This window comes from Janthinobacterium sp. 64, from assembly GCF_002813325.1.
Classification (GTDB): domain Bacteria; phylum Pseudomonadota; class Gammaproteobacteria; order Burkholderiales; family Burkholderiaceae_D; genus Janthinobacterium.
This window is the reverse complement of the sequence record NZ_PHUG01000001.1, coordinates 149,927-171,640: the sequence shown is the minus strand read 5'-3', so window position 1 is coordinate 171,640 and position 21,714 is coordinate 149,927. Positions and strand designations below refer to the sequence as shown.

Below are 21,714 nucleotides of genomic sequence, written 5' to 3'. Positions count from 1 at the left end.
GGGGTCGGACCTTAAGGTCCGACCCCGGCACTTTGCTGTTGGGTGAATATATCAAAACCTGTAATGCGCATTCAAGGTCACCGCACGCTCCGCCCCCGGCGCCACCCACAGCTGGCTATAGGAACTCGCATAGTAACTGCGGTTGAACAGGTTTTCCACGTTCAGTGCCAATCGCAGTTTGGCGTTGGGAGAATACGACGCCAGCAGTTTGGCCGTCGTGTAGGCTGGCAGGGTAAAGCTGCTGCTGACGGCCACGTCGCCCAGGCGCTCGCCCACGTATTGCAGGCCACCGCCCACGCTGGCCGTGCCCGAGCCCAGCGCGAATTGCTGGGTAGCCAGCAGGTTGGCGCTGTGGCGCGGCACGTTGGCGAAGCGGCTGCCCGTCACGATCGTATTGTCGCCGCGCGTGACGGTGGCGTTGGTGTAGGCATACGCGCCCGAGACGCGCAAGCCGCGCGCCAGTTCTCCCGACACGTCGAGCTCCAGGCCACGGCTGCCCACCTCGCCCGCCGCGATGGCGAAGTCCGTGTTGGCGGGATTGGTCGTCAGCACATTGCTCTTGCGGATGTCGTACACGGCCACGGTGCCCGTCAGCTTGCCCGTTTCCAGCTTCGCGCCCAGCTCATACGAGCGGCTGCGCTCGGCCGGAAACGCCTGGTTGGCGATGCTGATGCCGCTGTTGGGGCGGAAACCCTTGGCCGCACTCGCATACAGCGACCACGCTTTCGACGGCTGGTAGACGAGGCCCGCGCGCGGACTGGTGGCCGACAGCGACTGGCGGTTGCTCACGTGCAAGCGATTGTTCGTCACGTCCTGCGTGTACGTATCGTGGCGCACGCCGACCAGCGCCTTCCATTGCGCGCCCAGGTCCAGTTGATCTTGCGCATACAGTCCCCGCGCCTTTTGCCCTTCCTGCGTATCGATGGACAGGGCCAGCGGAGCGGCCTTGCCGCCATACGCGGGATTGACAATGTCGATGGCATAGGCATTCGCGGCCGAGGGGTTGCGGCGCAGCTGCACCCGGTGGTCGTCGAAGTGATAGGCGTCGACGCCGGCCAGCACCTCGTGCGCCAGCGCGCCCGTTTTGAACTTGCCCAGCACTTCAACGCGGGCCGACACGTCGGTGGCCGAAAAATCGCGGTGGCGGCGCTGGCGTTGCAGGGTGAGGCCATCGGCCAGCAGCTTGCTCGCCTCGGTCGAATAGCCGCTCAATGCGCTGTCGCGGTAGGAAGCGCCCGCCTGCACCGTCCAGTCGTCGGACAGCGCGTGGTGAATAAATAACTGCTGCCCCAGCGACTTGACCGTCATCGGGCCGTCGCCAGGCTCGCCCAGGAAGCGCGACACGGGTACCGCTCCCAGCTGGCCATTCACGGCGACGACGCCGCGGTCGAACGGCGCGCGCTGCCGCACCGCTTCGATTTCATACGACACGGTCGTGTGCTCGCCCACCATCCAGAGGAAGGATGGCGAAAACAGGCTGCGCGCGACTTTCACCGTATCGCGGAAGCTGTGCCCTTCTTCCTGCGCCGCGTTCAGGCGGTAGGCAATGGTGTCGCTCAAGGGTCCCGTCAAGTCCACGGCAGCGCGGCGCGTGCGGAAGCTGCCCAGCGATACATCGGCGCTGTATGCGGGCGCGAACTGCGGCTTTTTCGTCGTAATGTTCACCGTGCCGCCCGGCTCGCCCCGGCCATACAGGGCCGACGCGGGGCCTTTCAGCACTTCGATGGCCTGCGTATTGCCGCCGTCGCGCATGCCGTTGTAGCCGCGGCTGGAACTGAAACCGTTGACCATGTAATCGGAGCCGAAATTCGGGTCGCCCGTAAAGCCGCGCATGGCGTAGCTGTCCCACAGGCCGCCCAGCGGGCTTTGTTTTGCAATGCCGCTGGCCAGGTCCAGCGCGCCGGCCAGGGTCGTCACGCCCGCGTCGCGCAGCAAGTCGCCCGTCAGCACGCGCACGCTTTGCGGCAAGTCCATCAGCAAGGCGTCCGTCTTGGTGGCGCCCGTGGCCGACAGGCTGCGGTAATGCTGGCGCTCGGCCTTGACGGTGACGACATCATCGGCCTGCGCACCATCGACTGCCAGTGACCAGGGACTGGCGGCGGCCAGCAAAAGCGCCACGGGGCGGCGTAAAAATACGGACATGGGATTCCTGACGAGGGCGCAAATCAATGCAATAAGCTTGCATTATAAATGATAATGAATTCTCATTAATGGATTTTTGAACGATGCCCGGCCCATATCTGTCCTGCTGGCGGACGTGGACGATGAAACGCCCGCTTGTTTCCCGCGCGCTCAAGCGTTAATATACAAGAATTAACTTGCATATTAAGGAGCCGGGCATGCGTGAAAAGCTGGAGAAACTGCTGGCGCAGGGACGCGACAACGCGCTGCTGCGCTTTGGCCTGGGAGATGCTTACCTGAAAGACCATGACGCCGAGCAAGCCGCGCTGCACCTGGCGCAAGCCACCGTGCAGCAGCCTGGTTATTCCGCCGCCTGGAAACTGCTGGGCAAGGCCTTGCACCAGCTGGGCCGGCTGGACGAAGCGCAAGCCGCCTGGAGCACCGGCGTGACTGTGGCCCAGCAGCAAGGCGACTTGCAAGCCGTCAAGGAAATGACGATATTTCTGAAACGCCTGCACAAACAGCAGCAGGCGGCCGAGTAAAAAGCTTAGTGCGCGTGCGCCGCGCCTTTCGCTTCGGCTGGTAACGCCACGCCCCGCTCTTTCGCCAGGCGCTTGGCCAGCAAGCCGCCCGCTTCGGCCGCATAGGCGCGGCAGGCGCTGGCGTCGATCAGGGGATTGTCCGTACCGCTGCGCCTGGCGGCCTTGCCCAGCACGTCCGTCGTGCCCGGATGCACGGGGATGATAATGTCGCATGGCAAGGCCGCCACCTTGGCGATGCTCGCTTCGAACGAGGCCGAGATATCGGGCGTGCCGCCTTTGCCTGTGTAAGTAAAATCGCCACTGGAATACGGGTTCAGGCTATCCGCATACACGACGTCCAGGCAGCGCTGGCCTTCGCACGAGGTCCACGTCCACGTCGTGCCGCCTGGCGTGTGGCCCGGCGTCATGTGGGCCGTCAAGGTCAACGGTCCTACCTTGACGGTCTCGCCCTCGCCCACCACCTTGACCTTGGCGACTTTCGCGACATGCACGACGGGATCGGCCTGGTACTGCGGATCGTCCTTGCCATTGGTGCCGCTTTGCAGCACGGGGCCGGCCGCCGCGCTGGCCATCACGGTGGCGCCGCTGGCCCGTTGCAGCGCGGCGATGCCGCCCGCATGGTCCCAATGCGCATGCGAATTGAGGATGACTTTCACATCCTCGATGCGAAAGCCCAGCGCCTTGATGTTCGCCACGATCAAGGGCGCCGATTGCGGCAGCGCGCCGTCGAGCAGGATATGGCCCTGCGGACTCGTCACCAGCACGGCCGACAGGCCGGCCGTGCCCACATACCAGGTATTGCCAAAGACATTGAACGGCTTGACGGGCGCGTTCCATTCCTTGCAATTATCACAATTCACCGGTTTATCCTGCACAGTCGCCAGCTTCTTCGCCTGCACCGTACCAGCCGCCATGGTCGCAACCGTAGCCAGCATCAACTTCGCCAATAGTGTCATCTTCATCTCCAGAGTGTAAAAAGATGGGCGCCCGCACTGGCGCGCCCGGGGGGGTATCAATGCATGCGGCCAGTCCTGTCGGCCAGGGTGTCGCGGATGTGTCCGGCGTCGAGCGAGCGCCGCTGCGCGCCGTCGGCGTCCAGCAGCACCACGGTGACGTGCTTGCCGCCGCTGCGCATGCGCATGGTCAGGCAACTGCCCGCCTCGTGGCTGCTGCCCGTCTTGGACAGCAGAATGTCCCAGCCTTTACCACCGACCAGCGGGTTGGTGTTGCGCAAGGTACGGACCTTGCCATTGACGGCCACGCTCGCTTGCGGGTGGCTGGTGATGCGCGCGATGTCGGGATAGCGCGCGGCTGCCGCGACGATCTTCGCCACCTCGCTGGCCGTGGACGTATTCGCGGGCGAACTGCCGACGGGGTCCAGCAAGGTGGTGCGGTGCAAACCCAGGTGGCGGATCTTCGCCTGCAGTGCCTGCTGAAACGCGGCGTTGCCGCCCGGATAGGTGCGCGCCAGCGCGGCGGCGGCGCGGTTTTCGGACGGCAACAGCGCCAGTTGCAACAGCGCGCCGCGCGACACGGCCACGCCATCGGCCAGCAGGCTGTGGCGCTGCAGCGAAGCATTCCCATCGGCGCGCACGATGCGCAGCTGTTCATCGGGATCGAGTCCCGCATCGAGCACCACCATGGCCGTCATCAGCTTGGTGATCGAGGCGATGGGCACGACGGCGTCCGCATCTTTCGCCATCAGCACCTGGCCCGTGCTGTCGTCAAATACCAGCATGTGTTTGGCGCTGACGGGCAAGTCCAGCATCGCGGCGGCGGCCTCGGCCAGGGTCGCCCCGCTGACTTCGGGCTTGCCCTGCGTCTGCAGCAATAAGGTGGCGCAGGCCAGCAGCATGGCCGGCACGGCCAGTTTCCAGCCGGCCGTATCAAGGCCGGGCGCCATCAGGCGTTCGATCCGCGTGAGCAGTGCCCCGCCGCGGGCCGACATCAGCAAGCCGGAATGCTGCGACGCGGCCGTCTGCAAGGACAGCGCATGCAGGGCCGTGGCCAGCTGCTGCGGGTCTTGCAGCGCTTGCGCAGCCAGCGCATCGGCCACCTGTTCCCGTTCGGCCCGCATGCGCGCCGACAGCCACCAGACGACGGGGTGAAAAAACAGCAGCGCCTCGGCCACGCTTTGCAAGAGGTTGACCAGGTAATCCCAGCGCCGCACGTGCGCCAGTTCATGCGCCAGCAGCGCTTCGAGCAAGGCGACGGGCATGCCGCTCAGCAAGGCGGCGGGCAGCAGGATGACGGGGCGCCAGAAACCCACGGTGACGGGGCTGGCCAGCCCAGCGTGCAGCTTCAGTGGCAGAGGCTGGCGCAAGCCCATGCGCAGCGCCAGCGCATCGAGGCGCGCCTGCCAGATGGCGGGCGCGGCCACGGCCTGGCGCCGCAGCTTGCCGACCCAGGCCAGGCCCAGGCACAGGCGCAAGCTCATCAGACCGACACCGGCGCTCCAGGCCAGCACCAGGGCCGGCATCCACGCTTGCAGCGCGGCACGCCAGGCGGGTGGCGCGTCCACGGGCAGCTGGGCCAGCGCTGTGCCAGACAGCAGAGAAAGCAGATGGACGGCGGGAATGCACAGGCACAGCAGCAGTGCCAGCGCGCACACGGCATAGCGCCAGCGCGCGCTGGCGTGGCGCAGCAGCCAGAGCAGGACGGCGGAGACGGCGCCGACGATCACGCCCTGCCAGACAAAATACAGCAAGACCCAGCCCAGCGCCGGGACAAGCTTGCCCAACTCAATGCCCAAGCCCATGTCCAGGTTCATGGCGCGCCGCCATCCTTGCTGCGCAGGATTTTTTCAATTTCCAGGCGTTCCGCGTCGCTCACGTGCTCGCGCAGCGCCGTCAGCACGAGCGCCTTGCCGGAACCGGAAAACACCTTGCCGATCAAGTCCTTGAGCAAGCTGGTCTGTAACTTTTCCTGCGCGTCGACGGCCGCATACAGCTGCGGCCGCTGGCTTTCATCGCGGCTCAAGAGTCCCTTGCCATGCATCAGCTGCAACTGGCGCAGCACGGTGGCGTAGCTGGCGTCGGCACGCTCGGCGGCCAGGGCCTCGTACACGGCGCGCGCGTCGGACGGACCGCGCTGCCACAGGATGCGCAGCAGGTCCAGTTCGGCGGCCGTGGGATGGAGAGTGGAGGTATTTTTTAACATGCCGCCAGCATACCCAGTCTAGAACTCATTGTCTAGAACTTTTTTTCTAGAGTGCTGGCAGTGGCCCTAGAACTCGCGCAAGCGGTCGAACAGCTCCAGCAAGGCCGCCTCATCGACCAGCGCGGCACCCTGCCCGCCCAGTTGCTGCCGCAGCTGCACCAGCAGTTCCGCCAGCACCGTGTAAATTTCTTCGCGCTCGACCGTCTCGATGATGCTCGTCCGCCGCTCGATCTTGTTGAATGCATCGACATAGGCGGTGACCATCGCCTCCAGCGCGGCGGCAACCGCCGTCGCCGTCATGGCGGCATCGATGCCACGCGTCACGGCCAGCATGTTCTTGTAGGCCAGCGCCGCCTTTTTCGCATACACAGGGGAAATATGCTCGCGGCCATCCCAGTCGCGGAACGGGTTGAGCAAATTTTCCGCCAGCCATTCCGGCTTGCGCGCCTTGGTCACCGACAAATCCAAGCCCAGCGCCGCCGCTTTCTTGTAGCCGGCCTTGATGGCCTTGGCAGCGTCCAGCGGCAAGCTGGTCAGCCACAGGGCCGACAGCTGCGGCAATTGCGTGGCCAGTGGAAACTCCTCCGCCGTGTAACCGAACAGATCACAGGCGGTGAACATCCGCAGCTCTGTCAACAGCGCCAGGCTGGCCATCTGCGACGCCAGCCCCGGCTTGCCCCAGATGCGCAAGGCCGTCAAATGGGGAAAGCGCTGCGCCACCTGCGCCAGATCGACGTCTTTCATGCCGACCAGCGACAGGCCGCCCAGTTGGCCGAGACCGTGGAACGGCGGCAGCGTCTGCTTGCACTGCAGTGTCAGATGGCGGCCATCGGCGCCATCCTTGATGCGCAGCGCCGGCGATGGCGCGCTGCGCAGCGCGAGCAGGCCCAGGCCTGCGTTCAAGACCAGGCTGCTGACGCCATCGGGCTGCAGGATCAGGCGTTCCAGGCCGCTGCCGCTGAAATCGAGCGCAGGCACCGTCGATGATTGCCAGTCCAGCTCATTGATGAAGGGATTGCCTTGGACAAACTCCATCAAGGCTGGCGTGCCATGGCGGGTCTCGATCGACATCAGGCAAGGCAGTTGCTCCAGCTCGGACAAGTCGCCCAGCGCCTGCAAGACGCTGTCATTGATTTTCGTCGCGTCCTGGCGGAAGACGTGGCCGCCGACTGTTACTTCACGCTCGCGCGACGCGGCCTTGAACTGCTGGCGCCGCAGCGGATCGATGCGCTCCCAGTTGCGCTGGCGCAGCACGCTGTCGCCCACGTTCCAGCCGCTGCGGTAGCTGTTGACTTCCACATCGACCAGCGGCGCGATATTGCCAACGAGAGTATGGCCAGGCGGCACGTTCGCCGTGGCATAGCAATGATCGTGGCGCTTGTTCCAGAAAAAATAGTCGCACAGCAGCGGCCGCATGGCTTGCACGGCCGCCGCATCAGGCAAGGCGTCGCCGCTCCAGTCCAGCTCCAGCACGGCAGCTAGCGGCCTGGACGATGAAGCATCCTTGATGCGGGTGACCTGGCAAGCCACATACTGCTGCAGCTCGGACGAAAACACACTGTAAACATCGCCAACATTCGGTAGCACGCAACTTCCTTTCAAAACACCTGACGGTCGAATGTTGGAAGATAGCAAAAATGACAGCGCAGCGTCGTCCTGTTCAGTCCGCGTGCAGCTTGTGATGCATGCGCCGCAGCCCCAGCCACACGGCCGCTGCCACGAACGGCACCAGCGCACCGACGAGGATTTCCGGATTCACGGGCAAGCCCATCACCTTGGCCGCCTTGCCCGTGTAGCTGAACAGGCCGATCACGTAATACGAAATGGCGGCAACCGACAAGCCTTCCACCGCTTGCTGCAGTTGCAGTTGCTGCGCGGCGCGCGCGTTCATCGATTGCAGGATTTGCCGGTTCTGCAATTCCTGCACGATGCCCACGCGCGTGCGCAGCAAGTCATTCGTGTTGGCAATGCGCTGCGCCATCGCTTCCTGGCGGCTGGCCATCGCTTCGCAGGTATTCATGGCGGGCGTCAAGCGGCGGTCCATGAATTCCTCGACCGTGGGAATGCCCTCGATGCGCTCTTCGCGCAACTCCTCGATGCGCGCTTTCACGAGACCCATGTAGGCTTTCGAGGCGGAAAAACGGTAGCTATTGTCGAGTGACAGCTTTTCAATGCGGGCGGCCAGGCGCGTGATGCGGTCAAGCAAGGCTTGCTCAGCAACGCCCTCGTCGGCCTTGGCCAGGCCCGGCGCGTCATCCGTGTCGACCATGGCGGCGGCCAGGGTGGCCAATTCGTTTTCGATGGCGTTCAAGGATGGCGCCGCCTGCATGGCGTAGGGCAAGCCCAATAAAGCCATCATGCGGTAGGTTTCGATTTCCAGCACGCGCTGCACCAGCCGGCCCGACTGCTGCGAGTGCATGCCCGCATCGCGGATGACGAAACGGCTGAAGCCATCGGACTGGATCGTAAAATCGGTCCACAATTCGCCGCCCTGCAATACTTTGCTGCCGGCCAGGGTATTGCCCTCGAACACACGCGACAAGCCCTGCATGAAGATCTCGGCCGGGGCCAATGCCTGTTCCAGCACCACGTGGGCTGCCACCATCAGCTTGCCCTTCAAGCCTGCCAGCCACTGCTGCGGCAATTGTTCCAGGGGCATGCGCTCAAACGCCTGTTCCAGGGGCAAGGCGGCGCCCGGATGCTCGGCGAAGGTAAACGTGGCAAATTCCGTATGGCATTCCCATTTCAGGCGGAAGCGGCCAAAGTCGTAATAAAAATACTTGGCTTCGGCGGCGGGCGGCGTGACGCCGAAATGCGTGCACAGGGCCGCCAGGGTGGCGTGCTGGGCCGCCATATTCGACGCACCGGGCGCCGCGCTGTCATCCTTGTAGACGGCCAGATGGGTGATCAGTTCGGGGGCATCGAGCTGCAAAAACGGCCGCGAGTGGATTTCCGCAGCCAGCGGCACGCGCAAGGCGTGGTTCAAACTGGAGTTAATCAAGTGCATGATAGCTAAAGGTAAAGTTGCAAAACTGCTTAGACCCACACCGCCTGCGGCAAGGTCTGATGGTCACAGTGTAACAAAGCAGAAAGCATGCCACTCTTTTCCAGGGCCCGTCATGTCGTCTTAATAAGCCCCGTTGCACCGTTTTCCGCCCCTTGCCGGCTGCCCAGCCACCAGAACACGGCAGCGAGCACGACGGCCGACGCCTGTCCCAGCGCCAGCTTGAAGGCGCTGTCGAACAGCAACGGTGCGACAAAACCGGACACCAGCGCAAACACCAGCATTTGCACGAAGTTTTGCAGGGACGCGGCCAGGCCCCGCATCTGCGGGAAAATGTCGAGCGTCGACATGGTCATGCCCGGCAAGGCCAGCGACATGCCGAACGCATACAGCATCACGGGCACGACGGCGAACGGGATGCTGGCGGCAAACCAGTGGTTGTAAGCAATATTGAGCGCGCCCGTGGCCGCCATGGCCAGCAAGCCCCAGCGCACCAGCACGGTGCTTTTCACCGCATGGGCCAGCTTGCCCGACAGCGCCGAGCCCAGCACCAAACCGGCCACCATGGGGATGAACATCCAGCCAAACGCCGTTTCCGGCAGGCGCAGCAGTTCCAAAATAAAATGCGGGGCCGAGGCGATGTACAGGGCGAAGCCGCCAAAGGCGAAGGCCACGGCCAGCGAGCGCAAGAGGAATGCCCGGTGGCGCAAGGCCAGCCAGTAATTGCGCGCGATATTGCCTGGGTGGAAAGGCTGGCGTTGCTCGACGGCCAAACTTTCCGGCAAGCCTTTCAGGCAGGCCAGCGCCAGCAACACTGTGACGGCAAAGGTGAACACGAACGTCGATTGCCAGCCGTAGGCCACGTGCAGCCAGCCGCCGATGATGGGCGCGATGGCGGGCGCGATGCCGAACACCATCATGATGTTGGCCAGCATCTTTTGCGCGGCCGCGCCCGACAAGGTGTCGCGCACGATGGCTTGACCGATGACCCTGCCCGCTCCCGCCGAGGCGCCCTGCATGCCGCGGAAGAACAGCAGCCAGCCAAAGCTCGGTGCAAACGCGGCGCCGATGGAACCGATGGCGAAGATCAGCAAGGAAGCGAGGATCACGGGACGGCGGCCGAACGAATCGGACAAGGTGCCGTAGAACAAGGTCATGAAGGCGTAGGCAGCCAGGTAGACGCTCAGGGTCTGCTGCACCAGCACGCTGCTGACGTCGAAATGCGTGCCGATCGCGGGAAACGATGGCAAGAAAGTATCGGTGGCGAACGGGCCCAGCATGGCCAGCCCGGCCAGCACCAGGGTCAGCTTGCGCGCCTTCATGCGCCCGCCTGCGCGGTGTATTGAAGGCGCATGCCTTCCAGGGCCGCCAGCGAAAATTGCGCGACGTGGCGCGCGATGCTGGCGATGCCCGCCTCGTCATAGGTGATTTCCGGCGCCACCAGTTCATGCACGATGCGCGAACGGGCATAGAACACGGCCTGGCCGATCACGCTGAACACGCATTTCTGCACCACGTCCGCCGGCATGGCCGGCCCCACCACGCCACGGATCAAACCCGTGAACAGCGCGTGCTGGGGCCGCACATTGCGCTCGGCCAGCTTGTGGATGGCGGCAGTCGGCTCGATCAGTTCGCGCGCCACCAACCGGCTGAACAAGGATGCCGGCCCCGAGCGCAGCATGTCGGACACGAGCGCCTCGATAGCCAGGCGCAACTGTTGCACCGGCGGCAGCTGCGCCTGCGCGCTGGCGGCGGCCACGTCGGCAGCCGAGGCCCGCGCCAGCTCGCGCGCATGGTCAAAAGCGGCCAGGTGCAGCTCTTCCTTGCTATGAAAGTAATAATTCACCATTGCCACGTTGACGTGGGCCGCCTCGCAGATGCGGCGCACGGAGGTGTTCTTGTAGCCGTCGTCGGCAAACAGGTCCGCCGCCGCCTGCAGGATGCGCGCGCGCGCCGGTTCGTTTTCCTTATCGTTCGTCATGCCATTCCCATCATTTAAACAACCGTTTAATATTGTGCGGAATTATATCAAACACTCGTTTAACTTTCAGACGAGCACAAAAAAGCCCGGCGTACCGGGCTTTCAAGGATGTAACGGAAAGGCTTAGTGCTTCATGGCCGGCATCGGGGCCGGGGTGGCGCCCAGCGGACGCGCCACGGCGGTCACTTCGATGGTTTCGCGGCGCTTGTCCTCACCTTCGACGACGAGGGTCAGCGGGATCTTGTCGCCCGCCTTCACCTGCCCTTTCAGGTCCAGCAGCATGACGTGGTAGCCGCCCGGTTTCAATTCGACGGCCTTGCCGGCTGGCAAGCTGATTTCCTTGACCTGGCGCATGCGCATCATATTGTCCGTCATGCTCATTTCATGGATTTCCGCCACGCCGGCCACGGGCGAGCGCACTTCCAGCAAGCGCATGGCTTTTGGCGCCGTGATCTGCATGAAGGCGCCCGTGGCTTTTTGCTGCGGCACGGTGGCGCGCACCCACGGGTCGCTAATCTGCACGCTGGTTTGTGCGATGGCGGAGAAGGACAGCACGGTCAGGGCCGTGGCCAGCAGGGTTTTCAGATGGGTCATGATCATTTCCTCGGTAGTTATAAGGTGTATTTCGATTGCATCAGGGTCTTGATGTCTTGCACGCACTCGTCGCCCGTCAACTGGTGCTTCAAGCCCAGGCGCATGCGTCCCTCGGCATCGAGCACATAGCTGATGGCCGTGTGGTCCATCGTGTACGAGCTGCCGCTAGGCACTCTGCGGTAGAAGACCTTGTAATTGAAGGCAGTCTGCGCCGTCGCCTGCGGGTCCGTGCGCAAGCCGAGGAAACTGGGGTCGAAGGCGCGCATGTACTCGCCCAGCAACTCGGGGGTATCGCGCTCGGGGTCGATGCTGATGAAGATCACTTGCAGCTTATCGGCATCCGGCCCCAGCTTCTGGCGGATTTCCAGCGCGCGCGACAGGGCCGTGGGGCACACGTCCGGACATTGCGTGAAGCCAAAGAAAACCATCACATACTTGCCCTTGAAGTCGGCCAGGGTGTAGACCTTGCCATCGGGGCCGCTCAACTTGAAGTCGGGCTTGTAATCGCCTCCCGTCAAGTCGAGGCCGTTGTAATGGGGTTTCGGTGCTTGTTCGCAAGCGGCAAGCGTGAGCAATCCCGCCGTGCCGGCGAGAAGGAAAAGACGACGTTTCATGGTAATTCCAGCCCGATGGGCGTAGTTGAGACAAGTTGAGACGTAAAAGGCGTGACTGCTGCGTTCAGACAGGCAAAGGCGGGCCGCGCGGGCTGGCGGCCAGCCACGCAAACTGGGGTTGCGGCGCCTGGTAAAACAAGGGCGGATAGTGGTCGTGGCCCGTGATGACGGCCAGCGGCGAGGATGAGGACGGCGGCAAGCCCACGCTGCCCGCATGGCTGATGCAGAACGGGCAATGCTCGATGTGGTGCAGTACGGAATCGGTGGTGGATCTGGCGGCTGGCGCCAGGTCCGCTTGCGTGTAGACGGCGCCGCTGGCCGAGCAGATTTCGACGGTGGCGTTGTTCGCGTTCGCGTGCAGCGACGCAAACGCATACGACAGGGACGGCGACAGCGCATTGAGCAGTATCGCCAGGCAGGCGAACCACATATGCCACTGTTTGCGCTTCAATAAAGATCCCATGGTCCCGATTATAACGGAGTCTGACTATCCGGGCGCCTGGCAGCGCAGGAACAGGCTGGGACGCACGCCCGCCACGTCCACGCAGGCGTCGCAAAACGCGGGGATCGAGGCAAAGCCGGAGCCGGCCGCCACTTGCGCCAGGTCGCGCTCGCCGCCTTCGCCATCGGCGCCCGCTTGCGCCGCCGTGTGCAGCGCGTGCGCGAGGCGCTGCTCGCGCACCAGACTGAGCAATGCCTCGCCCTCGGCAAACAGGCGCGCGCGGGCCTTGTGCGGCGTCACTTGCCACAGGGCCGCCAGGCGCGCCGCCGTCCATTTGCCTTGCGGCGTATCGAAGATGTGCTGCGCCAGCGCCTGGCTCCAGCGCTTGCCGCCGCCGTGGCCACCGTCCGCCTCGTCGCCTTCCAGCGCCAGGGTGAACACGGCCGGCTTGCCCCGCCCCGGCATCACGTCGCAGGCGAAGCGCAAGAAGGCGGGCACGACAAAACTGTCGCCGCTGCCCAGTTTCTTGGTGGTGATTTCATTATGCAAGGTGACGAAACCCTGGCGCACGGTGACGCGCAGCCGGAGCGGAAAGCGCAAGCCCAGCAAGTGCAAGGGATGATCGGAAACGAGGGCCATGCGTCAGGTCAAGGTGATGAACGAGCCGCCAGCATGCCACACATCGCGCAAGCAGTCTGTCATCACAGCGACGCCACGCCATAGCGGCGCAAGCCGTCGAGGTCGACGACGCGGATCGATTGGTAGGCGATGCTGATGAGATTGAGCTCGGCCAGATGGCCCAGCGCCTGGTTCACGCGCTGGCGAGAAATGCCGGTCAGCAAGCCGATTTCTTCCTGCGACAGCTCAAGCACGCTGGAAGTGCGCGGGTATAGCATGGGATGGAACAGCTGCGCGATCGCTTGCGCCACTTGCGCGTCGACGGCCAGCAGGCGCTGGTTCTGGATGGTGGCGATGAATTGTCCCATGCGCTCGTTCAGCTGGCGGATGACGAAGGCGTTAAAGGAGAGGCTCTCGGCCAGCAGCAGGTGAAACAGGTCCACCGGCACGAGGATGATGTTCGCGGCGCGCACGGCCACCACGTCGTAGCGGCGCAGTTCGCGCTTGAGCACGCTTCCTTCGCCGCACCAGCCGCCGGCCGGCACGCCGGAAAACGTGGCGCCGCGCCCATCGGCGTTGTAGACGGCCAGCTTGATCAAGCCCGTGTGCACGCCGATCCAGTGCGCCGACGGTTCGCCGCGCCGCGTGACGAAGGCGCCCGCTTCATAGTGCCGCAACACGCTGCCGGCGCGCAACAAGGTCTGATGCCGCGCGTCGAGGGCAGTGAACCAGTCGTGGCTAGCGAGTTCGGGCACGGCAAGGTCTACACTATCGTTGCTATCCATTCCATCCTTCAGACCTGTCACTAAGATGACAGTGATTTTACAGCGCCGGTGCTATGCTGGCCGGTATCAATCCCGAAACAGGGAGCTACAAGATTCTTTTACCAGGAGACAAGCATGACACCTGATTTCAACACCGGCCTCGGCAAAAACAGCGCCAACTACGCCGCCCTCACCCCGCTCGACTATATCGCCAGGGCAGCGGCAGTATATGGCAATCGCCTGGCAATTGCACATGGCAGCCTGCGCCAGACGTGGCGCGAAACGTATGCGCGCACGCGCCGGCTGGCCTCCGGCCTCATCAAGCTGGGCGTGGGCACGGGCGACACGGTGGCCGTGATGCTGCCGAACACGCCCGCCATGGTGGAAGCGAGCTTTGGCGTGCCCATGGCCGGCGCCGTCCTCAACGCCCTCAATATCCGCCTCGACCTGGCGGCGCTGACCTTCATGCTGCGCCATGGCCACGCAAAAGTCTTGCTGGCCGACACGGAATTTGCCGGACTGGCGCGCCAGATGGCGGCGCAGATTCCCGGCCTGCGCGTGATCCAGGTCAACGACGTGCTGGGACCGGAAGTGGAAGCCTTTTCCGACCTCGACTACGAAAGCTTGCTGGCCAGCGGCGACCCCGATTACGACTGGCAGGGGCCTGCGGACGAGTGGGACGCCATCGCCCTCAACTACACATCCGGCACCACGGGCGACCCGAAAGGCGTGGTCTACCACCACCGGGGCGCGGCCCTGAACGCCCTGTCGAACATATTAGAGTGGGACATGCCCAAGCATGCCGTGTATTTGTGGACATTGCCGATGTTCCACTGCAATGGCTGGTGCTTCCCGTGGACCATCGCCGCGCGTGCCGGCGTCAACGTGTGCCTGCGCAAGTTCGAACCGAAACTGGTGTTCGACCTGATGCGCGAATTGCGCATCACCCACTATTGCGCGGCACCCATCGTGCACGCGGCCCTGGCCAACGCGCCTGCCAACTGGCGCGACGGCATAGACTGGACCGTGCGCGGCATGGTAGCCGGCGCGCCGCCGCCAGCGGCCATGGTGGCGAAGATCGAAGCCATGGGCTTTGACTTGATCCACTCGTACGGCTTGACGGAAGTGTACGGCCCCGCCGCCATCTGCGCCGAGCAGGACGAGTGGGCGGCCTTGAGCCAGGAAGAACGCGCCGTGTTGAAATCGCGCCAGGGCGTGCGCTACCACTTGCAAAGCGCCGTCGCCGTGATCGACCCGGACACCATGCAGCACGTGGCGGCCGATGGCGAACAGATCGGCGAGATCATGTTCCGGGGCAACATCTGCATGAAGGGTTACCTGAAAAATGAAAGGGCGACGCAGGAAGCGTTTGCCGGCGGCTGGTTCCACACGGGCGACCTCGGTGTCATGTATCCGGACGGCTATATCAAGCTGAAGGACCGCAGCAAGGACATCATCATTTCCGGTGGAGAGAACATTTCCAGCGTAGAAGTGGAAGACGCCTTGTACCACCACCCGCAAGTGCTGGCCGCCGCCGTCATCGCCCAACCGGACGAGAAATGGGGCGAGACGCCATGCGCGTTCGTCGAACTGCGCGAAGGCGGTACGGTGACGGAAGCGGAATTGATCGCCTTCTGCAAGAACAACCTGGCCGGTTTCAAGGTGCCGAAAGCCATTTATTTTGGCCCCCTGCCCCGCACGTCGACGGGCAAGATCCAGAAGTTCGAATTGCGCAAGCGCATGCAGTCGGACAAGGCCATCGACGTTTAAGCGATACCGGTCAGTCGCGCTTGCCGGCCTGCCACGCCGGCTGCGCCACCACCAGGCGCGAAAAGCTGGCGATGCTGGCCACGGCGGCGAACCCTGCCGCCAGGCACAGCGCATACGTCGTGCCTTTGGCGGCGGAAACCGTGAAGCAATACGCGACCAGCGCCGCGCCCGTCGCTTGGCCGATCAGGCGCGACGTGGCGACCACGCCGCTGGCGCCGCCGGCCCGTTCAGGCGGCGCGCTGCCCATGATGGCTTTCAGGTTCGGCGCCTGGAAAAAGCCGAAACCGATGCCGCACAAGGCCATGCGCCAGCCGATGTCAAACGCGCTGGGGTGGGCCGGTATCCACACCAGGGTCAGCAAGCCGCCGGCCAGCGCCGCCAGGCCGATGCCGCCCAGCACGCCCGGCGAATAACGGTCGCTCAGGCGGCCGGCCACGGGCGCCATCACGGCCACCAGCACGGCCCACGGCGTCATCAAAAAGCCCGTCTCGACGGGCGAACGGCCCAGTGTCACTTCAAAATAAAAGGGCAATGAAACAAAGGCCAGTCCCTGCGCGGCAAACGTGCAGATGGCCGTCAGTGACGACAGCAGGAATAATGGACGGCGAAACAGGTCGATCGGCAGCATCGGTGCAGCGTGCCCTTCCTGGCGGCGCAGCAGCAAGATAAAGAAAATCACCACCGCCACCAGTTCCGGCAGCAAGGTCGACAGCGCCGCGTGATGGGCCGCGTCGCCAAAGAGCAGAATCAGCAAACCGAAGGCCCCCACGTTGTACAGCGCCGTGCGCGCGTCGAGCGTGTGACCAGACAATCTGGTGGCCGGCAGCATGCGGCTGGCGAGGAAAAAGCCGAGCACGCCCAGCGGCACATTGATGGCGAACAGCCACGGCCACGATGCCACCGCCAGGATCAGCGAGGCGGCCGTGGGGCCGATGGCGAACGCGACGGCCACCACCAGCGCATTGTTGCCGAACGCGCGGCCCAGCAAATGTTTCGGGTACAGGGCGCGCAGCAGCGCTGTATTGACGCTCATCATGGCGCTGGCACCGACGCCCTGGAACAACCTTGCCACCACCAGCGACGGCAGGGACCAGGCCAATGCGCAGGCGAGCGACGCCAACGTAAACAAGAGCATGCCGGAGATAAACACGCGGCGGTAGCCGGCGATTTCGCCGAGGGCGGAAAACGGCAGCAGGGTCGCCACCATGGCCAGTTGATAGACGTTGACGATCCAGACGGAGGCGGCCGGCGTCGTGTGCAGCTCGCTGGCGATGGCCGGCAAAGCCGTGTTGGCGATCGCCGTATCGAGCGAGGCCATGCCCACGCCGATGGCCAGCGCCAGCATGGCCCATAAACGGGCGCCGGGCGGCAAGCCGTCCTCGCCTACCATGACCGGTTGCGTGTGCTGCTGCTGCATAAATACACTACCTGTTCATCTTGCTGATCCGGGCAATACACTAGCATGTATGCAAAAAACCTGCAGAACAGGCAAGCTTACTTCTGGCAATCGATCACTTTAAAATCTTTCGAATAACAGATGCGCAACTCGCCCGAGTGCTTTTCATAGCCGAGCCAGCGGCCTTTCAATTGCGGGTTGTTCTGCTTCATCCACTGGAACAGCTCGTTTTTCGGCATGGTGGAGTCCGGCAACTTCAAGGCCTGGAACAGTTCGCGTTCCTTCTCGAAATATTCCTTTGCCGTATCGAAATCGCAGGCGCCATGCTTTTCCCACTCGCCCTGCAGCAAGGCTTCGCCCGGCTGCATGCACATATAGGGCAGGATCTCCGACGGCGCCAGCTTCGGCAAATTGCCCTTGCAATAGCGCGGATGCAGGTCCGTCTTGCGCGGCGGCGTCACGGAAATGTCTTCGCACGTGGCCGGATTGGCCGACTGCGCCCACAGGCCATGCACGATCCAGCCGAACTGGTTGCTCTCGGCGCACTGGAAGGCGGCCTTCTTCGACACGGCGCCGCGGCGTCGCTGGCTGTCGCAAAAGCCCGGCGACCACGACAGCGCCAGCATGAAGTAATCGGTGGGCACGTTCGTGCTTTGCTTGTAGCAGGTGTTTTTCTCGTCCGACGGCTTGACGTCGTAATCGACATAGCTGACGTTGCGCGGAATGGCGCAGCTGGCGTCGGCCGCGTGGACGGCACCAAAGGACAGGCTGAGGAAAGCGGCGGCCAGGGCGGGCAAGACAGAGCGAATGTTCATCATATTCCTTCAAGATATAAAAACGCCGGCAACTGAGTGCCGGCGCGGTATCAATCCAACAAGCTGATCAGCAGACCTTGTGCATCCAGCCGTGGGTGTCTGGAGCCGTGCCATGCTGCAAGCCCAGCAACGCTTCGCGCAGGGCCAGGGTGACGGCGCCGTTTTCATTGTTGTTGATGGTCATTTCAAAGCCATTGGCCTTGGCCACGCCCACGGGCGTGATGACGGCGGCCGTGCCGCAGGCGAACACTTCGGTCATGCGGCCCGAGGCGATATCGTCGCGCCATTGCTGGACGGACAATTTACGCTCTTGCGTCGCATAGCCGAGGTCTTTCGCCATGTCCAGCAGGCTGCGGCGGGTGATGCCTGGCAGCAAGGTGCCCGTCAGTTCCGGCGTCACCACCGTGATTTTCTCGCCATCCTTGTAGACGAAGAACAAATTCATGCCGCCCATTTCTTCGATGAATTCACGGTGCACGGCATCGAGCCAGACGACCTGGTCGCAGCCCTTTTCCTGTGCTTGAGACTGGGCCATAAGGCTGGCCGCGTAGTTGCCCGCGCACTTCGCTTCACCGGTGCCGCCCGGCGCGGCGCGCACGAAGTCTTCGCTGATCCACACGGTAACGGGTTTGACGCCTTTCGGGAAGTAGGCGCCGGCCGGCGAGGCGAACAGCACGAACAGGTATTCTTCCGAAGGACGCACGCCCAGGTAAGGGTCGGTGGCAATCATCAGCGGACGCATGTACAGGCTCTCGCCCGTGTTCTTCGGCACCCAGTTGCGGTCTTGCGCGATCAGCGCGTCGCCCGCTTCCAGGAACAGCTCGACAGGGATGGCCGGCATGGCCAGGCGCGCGGCGCTGCGGTTGAAGCGCTCCGCATTCTGTTCTGGACGGAAAGTCTTGATGCTGCCATCGGGCTGGGCGAAGGCCTTGTAGCCTTCAAAGATGGCCTGACCATAATGCAGCGATGAAGCGGACGGGTCCAGCATCAAGGGGCCATACGCCTTCAGTTCACCCTGCTGCCACTTGCCGTCGCGGTAAGGAATCACCACCATGTGGTCGGTGAAGATGCGGCCGAAGGCGGGATTGGCCATGCGCGCGGCGCGCTCGGCGTCGGACAAGGGGTGGGCGGACGGAGTGACGACGAGATTCGGTGTGGAAGTGGTCATGGCGGCAATGGGAACTAGTGAACAGTATTCCTATTGTAGCGCCTATGGCGGCCAATCAGGCAAAACGGGAATGGCCCCCGCCACGTGACAACAGGACGCCATCATTTGCGAATGATTCTCGTTTGCGTTAAAATATCAGCCTTCCTTCTTCCCGCCCTGCCTGATACCTGCATGGCGGCGCTATCGAAAGCCGCCATGACCACCTCCTCCCTCCCCCAGTTGCGCGCCAGCACCGACGCCGTGTCCGCAGCGCGCCAGCCAAGCGCCGCCCCGCAACAACGGCGCTGGCACTGGACCTGGAAGCAGGTATGGTTTCAATTGCACTGGTTCATCGGCATCACGGCCGGCACGGTGCTGGTGATCATTGGCCTGAGTGGCGCCACCCTGGCCTTCAAGGATGAGTTACTTGATGTCATGAACCCCGGCGTGCGCCATGTGCCAGTGGAAACGCGCGCGCCGCTGACGCCGGCCCAGCTGAGCAACATTGCCGCCGCCGAACACGGCCAGCGCGTGGCCTCCATCACCATGTATGCAGAAGCGGGCGCGACGCCACGCCTGTTCTTCGCACCGAAGAATGGCCAGCGGCGCGGCGAGTCGATCTACCTGCACCCGTACACGGGCGCCACCCAGCCGGCGCTGGCGGGCGCGGAATTTTTCGAGTGGACGGAGTCCTTGCACCGCTGGCTGCTGCTGCCGCGCGATCCGGGCCGGCAAGTCGCGGGCGCGCTGGCCCTGTGCCTGCTGGGCCTGGCATTGTCGGGCCTGTATCTGCGCTGGCCCCGCCGTCCGCTGGACTGGCGCACCTGGCTGACCTTCGATCCAGCATTAAAAGGCCGCTCGTTTTTGTGGAATTTGCACGCCGTGGCCGGCACCTGGTGCCTGGTGGTGTACGTGGCACTGACCCTGACGGGGATTTACTGGAGCTACGACGTGGTGCGGGACAACATCGATGCCTGGGCAGGCAAGCCGCCGCGCGCAGCGCAATCGCCCAAGCGTGTATCCAAAGAGAAAAAGGATGCGCCCGCCGTCGACATCAGCCTGGCCTGGAGCAGCTTCCAGCAACATGCCCCCGGCTGGACCCTGGCTACGCTGCGCCTGCCGACACGCGCCGGCGAAGCCGTGCAATTCACGTGGCTGGCCAGCGACGCACCACACGAACGGGCGCGCAGCCGCATGAGCATTGCCCCTGCCGACGGCACGCTCACGGAAAACGAGCCGTACAGCCAGCAGGGGCTCGGTGCGCGCCTCGTCAACATCATTTATCCGCTGCACATGGGCACGTATTTCGGCTTGCCGGGCCGCATCATCGTCACCCTGGCCAGCCTGGGCCTGCCCCTGTTCGCCATCACGGGCTGGATGTTGTACCTGGGTCGCCGCAAGGCTAAGCGAGCTGTGCAAGCGCAGCGCGCCATGCTGGGCGCCGGTGCAGTGGACAAGCAAAATACCGGCTTGCCGACGCTCGTCGCCTACGCCAGCCAGTCGGGCCAGGCCGAACGCCTGGCTTTGGCAAGCGCGCGCGCCCTGCAGCAGGCTGGCGTGGCCGTCGACGTGCAATCGCTGGACCGCTTTGATCCCGCGCAATTGCGCCAGTACGAGCGGGCCCTGATCGTCGCCAGCACCTTTGGCGAAGGCGAAGCGCCGGACGGCACGCGCCGCTTCGCGCGCCTGCTGCAAGCGACCACCGGCACGCCGCTGGCCGGCCTGGCAGTGGGCATGCTGGCCCTGGGCGACCGCCATTACAGCGCCTTCTGCGGCTTCGGCCATGCGCTGGCGCAGCAACTGCAGGCGCTGGGCGCCACGCCCTTGTTCCCGTTGATCGAAGTGGACAAGCACGACCCTGCCGCCCTGGCCGACTGGTCGCAAGCGCTGGCCCGCTGCAGCGGCAGCGCCATCGACGCCATCGGCGTGCAGGAAGAAGCCTCGTACGCCGAGTGGCGCCTGGCGCGCCGCGTGCTGCTCAACCCGGGCAGCCAGGGTGGCGAACTGCATGAAATCACCTTAACGGGCCCGGCCGGCGCCACCTGGGAAGCGGGCGCGCTGGCGGAAATTATCGGATGCAACGCGGACGGCAGCGAGGGTGAGGGTAGCCACCCCGACAGTGCCCATCACGCGCCGCGCAGCTACTCGCTCGCCTCGCTGCCGTCCGATGGCGAACTGCAATTGCTGGTGCGCCAGGAACGCCATGCGGGCAGCGAAAACGAGGGACATGGCATCTGTTCCGGCTGGCTCACGCGCTTCGCCCCGCTGGGCAGCCCCATCCGCCTGCGCCTGCAAGCCAATCCCGCCTTCGCCCCCGCCCTGGTCGACGTGCCCTGCATTTACATCGGCAACGGTTCCGGCCTGGCGGGCCTGCGTGCGCACCTGCGCGCACGCCAGCGGGCGGGGCTGGGCCGCAACTGGCTGCTGTTTGGCGAACGGCAGCAAGCTTTTGACAGCGTCTGCGGCGCAGAGTTGCAAGGCTGGCTCGACGCTGGCCACCTGGCGCGCCTGGACAAGGTCTTTTCGCGCGATGCTGAAACTCGGGAATACGTGCAAGACCGCCTGCGCGCCAACGCCCACGAACTGCGCGAGTGGCTGGCGCAAGGCGCCATCGTCTACGTGTGCGGCAGCCTGCACGGCATGGCGGCAGGAATCGATGCTGTGCTGCAAGAAGTGCTGGGCCAGGAAGGCCTCGACGCCCTGCTGGCGGCGGGACGCTACCGCCGCGACGTGTATTGATCTGCCTC

Annotated in this window: 19 protein-coding genes; 3 read left to right on the top strand and 16 right to left on the bottom strand. The window is 64.1% G+C overall.

The window, feature by feature from the left end:
* Nucleotides 1-51: 51 nt before the first annotated feature.
* A complete protein-coding gene (locus tag CLU91_RS00815) occupies nt 52-2,142 on the bottom strand; it encodes a TonB-dependent siderophore receptor (RefSeq protein WP_198521199.1) in 2,091 nt (696 codons plus the stop codon).
* A 197-nt stretch (nt 2,143-2,339) separates the two neighbouring features.
* Here CLU91_RS00815 and CLU91_RS00810 point away from each other — a divergent pair, with 197 nt between their 5' ends.
* Nucleotides 2,340-2,663, top strand: coding sequence for a tetratricopeptide repeat protein (locus tag CLU91_RS00810; protein ID WP_100872566.1), 324 nt, complete (start codon nt 2,340-2,342; stop codon nt 2,661-2,663).
* Nucleotides 2,664-2,668: 5 nt separating this feature from the next.
* On the opposite strand, the gene bla is transcribed toward CLU91_RS00810, so the two are convergent.
* From bla to CLU91_RS00750, 12 genes are all read right to left on the bottom strand, one after another.
* The gene (gene bla / locus CLU91_RS00805) at nt 2,669-3,598 is read right to left on the bottom strand and encodes a subclass B3 metallo-beta-lactamase (protein WP_232730575.1); all 930 of its coding nucleotides are present in this window, start codon (nt 3,596-3,598) and stop codon (nt 2,669-2,671) included.
* A gap of 77 nt (nt 3,599-3,675) precedes the next feature.
* A complete protein-coding gene (locus CLU91_RS00800; protein ID WP_100872565.1) occupies nt 3,676-5,433 on the bottom strand; it encodes a M56 family metallopeptidase in 1,758 nt (585 codons plus the stop codon).
* The gene (locus tag CLU91_RS00795) at nt 5,430-5,822 is read right to left on the bottom strand and encodes a BlaI/MecI/CopY family transcriptional regulator (protein ID WP_100872564.1); all 393 of its coding nucleotides are present in this window, start codon (nt 5,820-5,822) and stop codon (nt 5,430-5,432) included. The genes CLU91_RS00800 and CLU91_RS00795 overlap by 4 nt, the downstream gene beginning before the upstream one ends.
* 66 nt (nt 5,823-5,888) lie before the next feature.
* Nucleotides 5,889-7,409, bottom strand: coding sequence for a hypothetical protein (locus CLU91_RS00790; RefSeq protein WP_100872563.1), 1,521 nt, complete (start codon nt 7,407-7,409; stop codon nt 5,889-5,891).
* Nucleotides 7,410-7,482: 73 nt separating this feature from the next.
* A complete protein-coding gene (locus CLU91_RS00785; protein ID WP_100872562.1) occupies nt 7,483-8,829 on the bottom strand; it encodes a DUF3422 family protein in 1,347 nt (448 codons plus the stop codon).
* A 110-nt stretch (nt 8,830-8,939) separates the two neighbouring features.
* The gene (locus CLU91_RS00780) at nt 8,940-10,148 is read right to left on the bottom strand and encodes a multidrug effflux MFS transporter (RefSeq protein ID WP_100872561.1); all 1,209 of its coding nucleotides are present in this window, start codon (nt 10,146-10,148) and stop codon (nt 8,940-8,942) included.
* Nucleotides 10,145-10,807: a CerR family C-terminal domain-containing protein gene (locus CLU91_RS00775; RefSeq protein ID WP_100872560.1), complete on the bottom strand. Its 663-nt coding sequence runs from the start codon at nt 10,805-10,807 to the stop codon at nt 10,145-10,147. The genes CLU91_RS00780 and CLU91_RS00775 overlap by 4 nt, the downstream gene beginning before the upstream one ends.
* A gap of 123 nt (nt 10,808-10,930) precedes the next feature.
* A complete protein-coding gene (locus CLU91_RS00770; protein ID WP_198521198.1) occupies nt 10,931-11,401 on the bottom strand; it encodes a copper chaperone PCu(A)C in 471 nt (156 codons plus the stop codon).
* 17 nt (nt 11,402-11,418) lie between these two features.
* On the bottom strand, nt 11,419-12,015 hold the full coding sequence (locus tag CLU91_RS00765) for an SCO family protein (protein ID WP_232730574.1): 597 nt from the start codon (nt 12,013-12,015) through the stop codon (nt 11,419-11,421).
* Nucleotides 12,016-12,079: 64 nt separating this feature from the next.
* On the bottom strand, nt 12,080-12,478 hold the full coding sequence (locus CLU91_RS00760) for a DUF2946 domain-containing protein (RefSeq protein ID WP_232730573.1): 399 nt from the start codon (nt 12,476-12,478) through the stop codon (nt 12,080-12,082).
* A gap of 24 nt (nt 12,479-12,502) precedes the next feature.
* Nucleotides 12,503-13,096 carry a hypothetical protein gene (locus CLU91_RS00755; RefSeq protein ID WP_100872557.1) on the bottom strand — a complete coding sequence of 198 codons (594 nt, stop codon included), beginning with the start codon at nt 13,094-13,096 and terminating at the stop codon, nt 12,503-12,505.
* Nucleotides 13,097-13,158: 62 nt separating this feature from the next.
* Nucleotides 13,159-13,860 carry a Crp/Fnr family transcriptional regulator gene (locus tag CLU91_RS00750; protein ID WP_100872556.1) on the bottom strand — a complete coding sequence of 234 codons (702 nt, stop codon included), beginning with the start codon at nt 13,858-13,860 and terminating at the stop codon, nt 13,159-13,161.
* Nucleotides 13,861-13,974: 114 nt separating this feature from the next.
* Here CLU91_RS00750 and CLU91_RS00745 point away from each other — a divergent pair, with 114 nt between their 5' ends.
* Nucleotides 13,975-15,609 carry an acyl-CoA synthetase gene (locus CLU91_RS00745; protein WP_100872555.1) on the top strand — a complete coding sequence of 545 codons (1,635 nt, stop codon included), beginning with the start codon at nt 13,975-13,977 and terminating at the stop codon, nt 15,607-15,609.
* 10 nt (nt 15,610-15,619) lie between these two features.
* Here CLU91_RS00745 and CLU91_RS00740 read toward each other — a convergent pair whose 3' ends face one another.
* The 3 genes from CLU91_RS00740 to CLU91_RS00730 form a co-directional block, all read right to left on the bottom strand.
* The gene (locus CLU91_RS00740; protein ID WP_100872554.1) at nt 15,620-17,026 is read right to left on the bottom strand and encodes an MFS transporter; all 1,407 of its coding nucleotides are present in this window, start codon (nt 17,024-17,026) and stop codon (nt 15,620-15,622) included.
* Nucleotides 17,027-17,103: 77 nt separating this feature from the next.
* Nucleotides 17,104-17,820 (bottom strand): ribonuclease T2 family protein, encoded by a 717-nt coding sequence (locus CLU91_RS00735; RefSeq protein ID WP_157814528.1) that lies wholly within the window; start codon nt 17,818-17,820, stop codon nt 17,104-17,106.
* Between the two features lie 67 nt (nt 17,821-17,887).
* Nucleotides 17,888-18,988, bottom strand: coding sequence for a branched-chain amino acid aminotransferase (locus CLU91_RS00730; protein ID WP_100872552.1), 1,101 nt, complete (start codon nt 18,986-18,988; stop codon nt 17,888-17,890).
* Nucleotides 18,989-19,183: 195 nt separating this feature from the next.
* On the opposite strand from CLU91_RS00730, the gene CLU91_RS00725 reads away from it, so the two are divergent.
* Nucleotides 19,184-21,706 (top strand): PepSY domain-containing protein, encoded by a 2,523-nt coding sequence (locus CLU91_RS00725; protein WP_100876513.1) that lies wholly within the window; start codon nt 19,184-19,186, stop codon nt 21,704-21,706.
* Nucleotides 21,707-21,714 lie beyond the last annotated feature (8 nt).